The organism is Vibrio sp. 10N.239.312.D08, from assembly GCF_041466145.1.
GTDB classification, from domain to species: Bacteria; Pseudomonadota; Gammaproteobacteria; order Enterobacterales; family Vibrionaceae; genus Vibrio; species Vibrio crassostreae_C.
Genome location: NZ_JBFSSD010000056.1, coordinates 25,809 through 33,979 on the forward strand (window position 1 = coordinate 25,809; position 8,171 = coordinate 33,979).

At 44.0% G+C, this 8,171-nt stretch carries 7 protein-coding genes; 5 read left to right on the forward strand and 2 right to left on the reverse strand.

The features are described from left to right. Nucleotides 1-82: 82 nt before the first annotated feature. Nucleotides 83-1,249 (reverse strand): MFS transporter, encoded by a 1,167-nt coding sequence (locus tag AB6D58_RS21285; protein WP_029235440.1) that lies wholly within the window; start codon nucleotides 1,247-1,249, stop codon nucleotides 83-85. Nucleotides 1,250-1,441: 192 nt separating this feature from the next. Here AB6D58_RS21285 and AB6D58_RS21290 point away from each other — a divergent pair, with 192 nt between their 5' ends. The 4 genes from AB6D58_RS21290 to AB6D58_RS21305 all read left to right on the forward strand — a co-directional run bounded on the left by AB6D58_RS21290 (nucleotide 1,442) and on the right by AB6D58_RS21305 (nucleotide 5,643). Further along, entirely contained in the window at nucleotides 1,442-2,323 is an 882-nt protein-coding gene (locus AB6D58_RS21290; RefSeq protein ID WP_017062691.1) for a LysR substrate-binding domain-containing protein, read from the forward strand. A 115-nt stretch (nucleotides 2,324-2,438) separates the two neighbouring features. Further along, nucleotides 2,439-3,536 (forward strand): alkene reductase, encoded by a 1,098-nt coding sequence (locus AB6D58_RS21295; protein WP_137001851.1) that lies wholly within the window; start codon nucleotides 2,439-2,441, stop codon nucleotides 3,534-3,536. 10 nt (nucleotides 3,537-3,546) lie between these two features. Continuing rightward, complete coding sequence (locus tag AB6D58_RS21300) at nucleotides 3,547-4,635, forward strand: alkene reductase (protein ID WP_017062693.1); 1,089 nt, start codon at nucleotides 3,547-3,549, stop codon at nucleotides 4,633-4,635. A gap of 66 nt (nucleotides 4,636-4,701) precedes the next feature. Next, on the forward strand, nucleotides 4,702-5,643 hold the full coding sequence (locus AB6D58_RS21305; RefSeq protein ID WP_017062694.1) for a zinc-binding dehydrogenase: 942 nt from the start codon (nucleotides 4,702-4,704) through the stop codon (nucleotides 5,641-5,643). Between the two features lie 496 nt (nucleotides 5,644-6,139). Here the strand turns inward: AB6D58_RS21305 and AB6D58_RS21310 are convergent, their stop codons facing one another. Next, nucleotides 6,140-7,105 carry a GlxA family transcriptional regulator gene (locus tag AB6D58_RS21310; protein WP_120459721.1) on the reverse strand — a complete coding sequence of 322 codons (966 nt, stop codon included), beginning with the start codon at nucleotides 7,103-7,105 and terminating at the stop codon, nucleotides 6,140-6,142. A 114-nt stretch (nucleotides 7,106-7,219) separates the two neighbouring features. Here AB6D58_RS21310 and AB6D58_RS21315 point away from each other — a divergent pair, with 114 nt between their 5' ends. Continuing rightward, nucleotides 7,220-8,011 carry an MBL fold metallo-hydrolase gene (locus AB6D58_RS21315; protein WP_017068423.1) on the forward strand — a complete coding sequence of 264 codons (792 nt, stop codon included), beginning with the start codon at nucleotides 7,220-7,222 and terminating at the stop codon, nucleotides 8,009-8,011. Nucleotides 8,012-8,171: the final 160 nt, after the last annotated feature.

The window sequence follows — 8,171 nt, forward strand, 5'->3', positions numbered from 1 at the left end:
TTGCGAAAAGCTGGCCAATGCTGCTGCATTGACCAGCTCTAAGGGTAAAAGTCGTGTTTATTTCATTAATACATTTTTACCATTAACTTTCTGCACGCTTATCAAGACGGCCACTAAAGCGGGTCAAAGCAAGCGCTATCAGTACAACTACTGCACCTACCCAAGGTGTATGCATTAAGCCTGCTTCAGCGACAACCATCCCTCCGCCCCATGAACCAAGTGCAATACCAACGTTAAAGGCGGCAATGTTTAAACCGGAAGCAACATCCACTGCATCTGGTGTATATTTTTCAGCAAGTTTCACTACATATACTTGTAAACCTGGAACATTACCGAATGCAAATGCCCCCCAAACTAAAATCGTGGCTACCGCGGCAATAGGATTAACGGCGGTAAAATTGAACACGATAAGCACAGCTGCAAGACCAGTAAAAATAATGCTAAGGGCTTTTATTGGGCCCATTTTATCGGCCATTTTTCCGCCCCAAATATTACCAATCGCAACTGAGACTCCATAAACCAACATAATTAAACTAATTGCATTCGCACTAAAGCCAGTTTCTTGCTGCAAAATAGGAGCAAGGAAAGTGAATGCTGTAAAAGTGCCGCCATAACCCAGTGCAGTAATCGCATAAACCAGTAATAATCTAGGTTGAGTTAATACCTTAAGCTGCGATGAAAGCTTAGCTGCAGCAGGTTGTTTTAAGTTATTTGGTACTAAGAAAGCACTACCAATTAATGCGATTAAACCTAATAGCGCAACAACTAAGAAGGTTGATTGCCAGCCAAAGGTTTGACCTATGTATGTCCCAAGCGGCACGCCTGTGACTAACGCCACGGTTAAACCAGTGAACATAATCGCAATGGCGCTGGCGGCTTTTTCTTTTGGTACCAGACCGGTAGCAATGGTTGAACCAATGGAGAAAAATACACCATGGGCTAAACCTGTCAAAATACGAGCGATAATCAGGGTGTTATATCCAGGTGCTTGCCATGCAACTAAGTTACCGACAACAAACAGTGACATGACGGTAATCAATACGTGTTTACGATTCCACTTTCCTGTTAAAGCCGTTAAAACCGGGGCGCCAATGGCAACACCAAGTGCATAAAGGCTAACCAGCAAGCCTGCTGAAGGCAGTGATATATTTAGGTCGGAAGCCATGGTCGGGAGTAGCCCCACGATCACAAACTCCGTTGTTCCTATAGCAAAGGCGCTGAGCGTCAATGCAAGAAGTGCTAAAGGCATAATATTTACTCTCTGTTGTTTGAAAATGACCAGCAATAGCCGATGTATTGGTCGCTATGCCGTCGCGTTGTTAATTGATGGGGGGCATTTTGCATTAAAGGTGTTTTGTGAAAAACAGAGGTTTTTACAAATGATATTTGTTATAAATGCAATAAAGCTGATGGGCGATTGGATAAAGTTGAGGGAAATAGCATGCGAACAAAATCTGATGATTTAGCCATTTTACTAGCTGTAGTCGATACAGGAGGTTTTTCAGCGGCAGCAGAGAGCCTAGATATCCAAGTCGCGCGAGTATCCAGAGCGGTCAGTAAAGTGGAGAGTCAACTTGGGGTCACTATTTTAAACCGAACCACTAGACGTATTGAATTAACCGATGAAGGACGCCAGTTCATTGACTCTGTGCGGGTGGGGTTAATGCAATTACAGCAGGCGGAAGAAGATATTATTTCCCGTGGGGAATTGCCCAAAGGCCGTTTACGTGTCGACGCGGCTAGTCCGTTTGTGTTTCATCAACTGGTGCCATTGGTGCAGTCATTTAATCAAGCCTATCCCGATATTGAGCTAGAAATAACTTCCAATGAAGGCATTGTGGATTTACTAGAAAAGAAAACCGATTTAGCAATCCGTATTGGTACGTTGAGCGATTCAACGCTACATGCTCGGTCGCTGGGTCGAAGCCCCTTGTATATTGTGGCTTCACCAGAATATATCTCAAAACGCGGGCTCCCCACTAAAAGCAGCGATCTTGCTCAGCATAATCTCATTGGATTTGTCGCCCCCAAAATTTTGAATGACTGGCCTTTAAAAGGTTTTACCCAACTAGACGCTTTGATGTCATCAAGTAATGGCGAAACCATTCGACAAATTGTGTTGGCAGGAAATGGCATTGCATGTCTATCAGGGTTTATGGTGAATAAAGATATTGCCGAAGGACGTTTAATCTCGCTGTTGGAGAGCGAAAAAATCAGTCATCCACGAAGAGAACAAGTCAACGCTGTGTATTATAAGACTTCTTCTGTGGCCAAGCGGATCTCCGCTTTTATTGATTTTATTAAGCCAAAGCTAACCCTGTAACCCGCTTAAACAAGCTGATTGTTGCAATTTATACAAATATTATTTGCCTTTATTGCTATAAATGATTGGTGACTCATTTGCTAGTATGCCCTTATCAAATGAAGAGGGCTCAACTATGTCACTATCACTATTTAAACCATTCACATTGGGTGGACTCACACTCAAAAACCGCATTGTCATGCCACCGATGACGCGTTCAAGAGCCAGTCAGCCTGGTGATGTCGCAAATGATATGATGGCAACCTATTACGCTCAGCGTGCCAGTGCAGGATTGATTGTGTCTGAAGGTACGCAAATTTCAGCGACGGCAAAAGGCTATGCATGGACCCCAGGTATTTACACACCTGAGCAGATCGCAGGCTGGCGTAAAGTAACTCAAGCAGTGCATGCAGAAAATGGCGCAATTTTCGCTCAGCTCTGGCATGTGGGCAGAGTCACTCACACAGATAACATCGGTGGTGAGCAACCGATTTCTTCATCAGCGTTAAAAGCGGAAAACGTAAAAGTATTCGTTGATAATGGCAGTGATGAACCAGGTTTTGTTGATGTCGTGCAGCCTAGAGCAATGACAAAAGCAGATATTCAACAAGTCATTGCAGATTATCGTCAAGCGGCATTGAATGCGATTGAAGCAGGTTTTGATGGCATTGAACTGCATGCGGCGAATGGTTATTTGATCAACCAATTCATTGACTCCGAAGCTAACAACCGCAGTGATGAATACGGCGGTAGCCTGGAAAATCGTCTTCGTTTTCTTGATGAAGTCGTTGCAGCAATGGTGGACGCAATTGGCGCTAACCGCGTTGGTGTGCGCTTGGCACCTTTAACAACCTTAAATGGTACTGTTGATGCTAACCCTATTGAGACTTATACCGCTGCCGCAGCGTTACTCAATAAACATCATATCGTGTACCTACATATTGCTGAAGTCGATTGGGATGATGCACCAGATACACCCGTCTCATTCAAACGTGCAATGCGCAATGCTTTTCAAGGCGTGCTGATCTACGCAGGTCGTTATAATGCGGAAAAAGCAAAGCAAGCTATTGATGACGGACTGGCTGATATGATCGGCTTTGGTCGACCTTTTGTGGCGAATCCCGATCTTCCTGAACGTCTACTTCACGGCTACCCATTGGCAGAGCATGATCCAAACACCTTGTTTGGTGGTGGTGAGAAAGGTCTGATTGATTATCCAACGTATATAGCTTAAGGGGGTAAGTATGTTTAAGGTATTTAAAGGTCACGGACTTGAGACTAGAAACCGTATCGCGATGGCGCCGATGACTCGTTCACGCACGTCTCAACCTGGTGATGTACCAAACGAGATGATGGCAACCTACTACCGTCAGCGTGCCAGTGCTGGACTCATTGTATCAGAGGGCACCCCGATCTCAGCGGCTGCACGAGGTTATTCGATGACTCCGGGCATTTATACCCCAGAGCACATCGAAGGCTGGAAAAAAACCACCCAAGCTGTGCATCAAGATGGCGGGAAAATATTTACTCAACTTTGGCATGTGGGGCGACGCAGTCATTCTGATATTTCAGGTACTAAGCCGTTAGCCCCATCAGCGATTAAAATCCCAGATCAAGTATTTGGCCCACTAGCTGAAGGTGGCTTTGGGATGATTGAAACTGAAACGCCACGGGAGATGACGCTGCAAGACATTAAGAGCACGATTGCGGATTTTGTACAAGCGGGCAAAAACGCCATTGAAGCTGGTTTTGATGGCGTGGAAATTCATGCTGCGCATGGTTACTTGTTTGATACCTTTTTACGCTTAGAAAGCAACCAAAGAAGTGATCAATATGGTGGTAGCCAAGAGAATCGCATGCGCTTTTTGGTTGATACGTTGCAAGCACTTACCGACGAAATTGGTGGGGAAAGAGTTGCGGTTCGTCTGTCTCCTCATATCGGAGAGGGTTTTGCTGGGGATGATGTTGAAATTGTTCCGCTAACGTTAGCATTGCTGGAAAAACTACAACTGATGAACCTTGCGTATGTGCATTTTTCAGAAAACATATCACGCTATGTAGAGGTGCCTGAAGAGTTTCGCCAGCAAGTACGCCGAATATACTCTAATCCAATCATGGTTGCAGGAAAGTTGACCAAGCAATCTGCCCAACAGTTGCTAGATAAGCAGTATGCTGATTTCGTTGCCTTTGGTACTCCTTTTGTAACGAACCCTGATTTAGTCGCCCGATTTGCTCATGATTTACCATTGGCCGAGTTTGATGCCGATGCTAGGTTGACCTTGTATGGGGGCGGAGCCGAAGGCTACGTCGATTATCCAACTTATCAAGCCTAATACACCAGGTACCAAGGACGATAACTCTTTGGTGCCTTACCTTTTCATTAAGCGAGTGGAAGTGATATGGAACCCTATCGAATTTGGCAATATCAAACTGAGAAACACAGTCTTGTTTTAGGTAAGGCTGAAAGAGCAGCTTTAGATGACAGCGAAATCTTAGTACAAAACAAAGCGATTGGTATTAACCCTGTGGATTGGAAATTTATTAAAGCCAATCCTTTAAATTGGCCGAATGGCCATGTTCCAGGTGTTGATGGTGCAGGCGTCGTCGTACAAGTAGGTTCTAAAGTTGATCCCAGTCTAATTGGCCGTCGAGTGGCATATCATGGTTCACTAAATCGCCATGGTAGCTTCGCTAAATATACTGTTTTGAACGTTGAGCGAGTGATGACACTACCTGAGAGCCTATCTTTTGAACTTGCCGCGGCACTGCCTTGTCCGATGCTAACTGCGTGGCAAGCATTTGAAAAAATTCCATTAACCCAACAAAGAGAAGTGCTTGTCGTTGGTTTTGGCGCGGTGAATAATTTGTTATCCCAGATCCTTGTCAGAGCGGGTTATATCGTTGATGTTGTCTCCGCGAGTCTGAGCGAAGAGCGAGCCAAAAGCTTAGGTATTCGCCAAGTTTATCGGGAGCAATCTCAAATCGACATGAAATACTTCGCCATTTTTGATGCGGTGAGTGGGGAAAATGCCGCCCATTTAGTGCCGCTGTTAAGAGCGAATGGACATATTGTCTGCATTCAAGATCGTATTGCTAAACCCATTGACCCTCCATTTACGCGCACTATTTCTTACCACGAAATAGCCCTTGGAGCGTTACATAATTTTGGTGATAAAGATGATTGGCATACATTAATGCAAAATGGTGAAGCGCTGCTTGAGCGTATTGAAAATGGGAGTGTTGAAGTTAGTATTCCTGTCACTTTTAAATTCGAGCAGATGCTTGATGCGTTGAAACACAGTGAAACCACAAAACGAAAAACCGTGATTACATTGAGTTAGACTGCGCAATTTATCCTTTTGCTGGGAGTCACATAGCGCTTACTTCCTACACTTTGCTTGGATAGTTGTTCTAATTGCTGATATTGAGTAAGACTCATCTTTGCAACGTCGTTTAAAATTGTGGTCTAAATAATTTTGACCACACTCTTACTAGCAGATGCGATACTAATAGCAATCCAACCAACGAAGAATTCGTGATTGCTCAACAGTCGGTAGAACTACTGTAATTTACTTTAAAAACAGATGGTTAAAAGCGAGCTTAGTGCTCGCTTTTTTTGTGCTCATATGTTGGATAGACCATCGCTAAGTGGCCTTATAGCGAGATAGTCAAAACTCATTCTATTGATTTCGGCAAATCATTTTGTAGCTTCAAACTAGTGATGTTAGGGCTGGCTTGTGATGCCCCAAAAACGCCTAGAATTGAACTTGCAAGGTTTCAGATACAAAAAGTAATAGATGCGACGATCTAGCCCCATCGCCCTCAATGAAATTAAGACTATTGCTTGAATGTAGTGCGCCACTGAATCGGCGATACATGAAAAGCCGATTTAAAGTGCTTTCTGAATACACTGTCAGAGCCAAAACCCGCTTGCTCTGCAACTTGAGGTATCGATAGTTTCGTGGTTTCTAATAGACGTTGGCTAAGCACCAAACGTCGGTTTTGCAGCCATTCACCAAATGTACAGCCATAGGTGGATTTAAACTGGCGTGTGAAGGTACGTTTACTCATCGCACAGCGCTCAGCGACTTCATCTAGTGAGTGACACTGATTAAGGCTCTGCTCCACCAGCTCAATCACAAGGCTAATACTTGTCTCTGTAAGAGGTTTTATGTTGACTGGTGCTGGTATGTATTGCTGCTGTCCACCAGTACGAGATGGCGCAGTCACCATCTTACGTGCGAGATCATTCGCAAGCTCACTACCACACAAACGGCGCACTATATGTAGACAACAATCGAGTGAAGCAGCTACTCCAGCAGAGGTAATGATAGTCTCATGTTCAACAAATAGAGGGTTTGGGTCAAAATCCACCTTAGGAAATTGCTGCTGAAATTGTTCGGAAAACGCCCAATGGCTTGTGGCACGTTTTCCATCGAGAACGCCAGCACATGCAAGTACATAAGACCCGAGGCAGAGTCCTACTAGTAGCTTACCTTTCCCATGATGCTCTATTAGCGCCTCTATAAGTCGCTCACTTGGCTCTGGCAGGTCATTTGGCCAGCTTGGAACAATCACAATATCCGCCTCTTTAATAGCGCTCAAATCTCTATCGATCACCACACCAAATCCAGAGCTTGTTTCAAACTGCAAGCTGTTTTCGCAACAGATCCTCAAGTCAAACCGAACCGGCTGACCGAAAAAGATATCTTGAAACACCAGACAAGGCACAGAGAGATGAAAAGCACTGATGCCTTCAAAGGCTACCATCGTAATTTTAATTAGCTCGGTTGATTTGTTCACAAGTGTCTCGATTTGCGCGAATGTTGACTTTCAAGACAGTATCACAAGAAACTAGAAAGAAGCATACTAAATCTCATAGAGAACATGGCTTGTTAGTGAGTTTAGAGAGGCATTATGAAGATCCACCACCTACGTAGCGCAACATTTATTATTGAATCTGGCGAAAAATTTATCCTTATTGATCCTATGTTGGGGAAAAAAGGCTCTATGCCTCCGTTTTCAGTCATTAAGGCTAAGGCCGCGAAAAATCCAACCGTTGAGATGCCAAGTAATGCCGATGAGCTACTAAACAAGGTTACTCATACCTTAATTACTCACAGTCAAACACTTGGTATCAAGGCATTACAACATGGAGATCACCTAGATCCGGCAGGTGAGACGTTTTTAACAAGTCGTAATATCCCAGTTGCGACACCAGCCAAAGATAAGGCTTACCTAGAAAAATATGACTTAACGGTAAATTGGGGAATTGAAGACTGGCAAACTATCGACTTTCTAGACGGAAAGCTCACCGCGGTTCCGGCTTTGCACGGCCATGGATGGATTCACAAGGTAATGGCTAATGGTGTTGGATTTTTCTTGGAGCTCCCCAATGAGCCTTCTATTTACATTAGCGGTGATACAGTTCTAACCGATGATGTAAAACGAGCGTTGACTGAGTTGAAACCTGATATCACAGTAGTCGCGGCAGGTCGTGCTCGTATGGACGTTGGTCAACCGTTATTGATGTCTATTGATGAGGTCATGGAGTTTATTCGCCTTTCCCCTAATAAGGTGGTTGCGAACCATATGGAGGCACTCAATCACTGTGCAGTGACTCGACCAATTCTTAAAGAAGCAATTGATAAAAACGGTTTGTCAGATAAAGTCCTTATTCCTGCTGATGGTGAGACCTTGGAGTTTTAGATACCTGAACTAATCCGATGACTCTCGATTTAAGTAAATAATCTAAATGATTTTTGTCCAGAAACGTTTTTAAAATTGATCAAACTCTATTGTCCTCCGACAACTATGGCTAGATATAGAGCGAGCATAGGGTCAGATAGAGTTTAAAAGTAGGTAGTGG

Coding starts and splice junctions, on each gene's coding strand:
- AB6D58_RS21285 (WP_029235440.1), bottom strand. CDS start 1,249: ATGCCTTTAGCACTTCTTGCATTGACGCTCAGCGCCTTTGCTATAGGA.
- AB6D58_RS21290 (WP_017062691.1), top strand. CDS start 1,442: ATGCGAACAAAATCTGATGATTTAGCCATTTTACTAGCTGTAGTCGAT.
- AB6D58_RS21295 (WP_137001851.1), top strand. CDS start 2,439: ATGTCACTATCACTATTTAAACCATTCACATTGGGTGGACTCACACTC.
- AB6D58_RS21300 (WP_017062693.1), top strand. CDS start 3,547: ATGTTTAAGGTATTTAAAGGTCACGGACTTGAGACTAGAAACCGTATC.
- AB6D58_RS21305 (WP_017062694.1), top strand. CDS start 4,702: ATGGAACCCTATCGAATTTGGCAATATCAAACTGAGAAACACAGTCTT.
- AB6D58_RS21315 (WP_017068423.1), top strand. CDS start 7,220: ATGAAGATCCACCACCTACGTAGCGCAACATTTATTATTGAATCTGGC.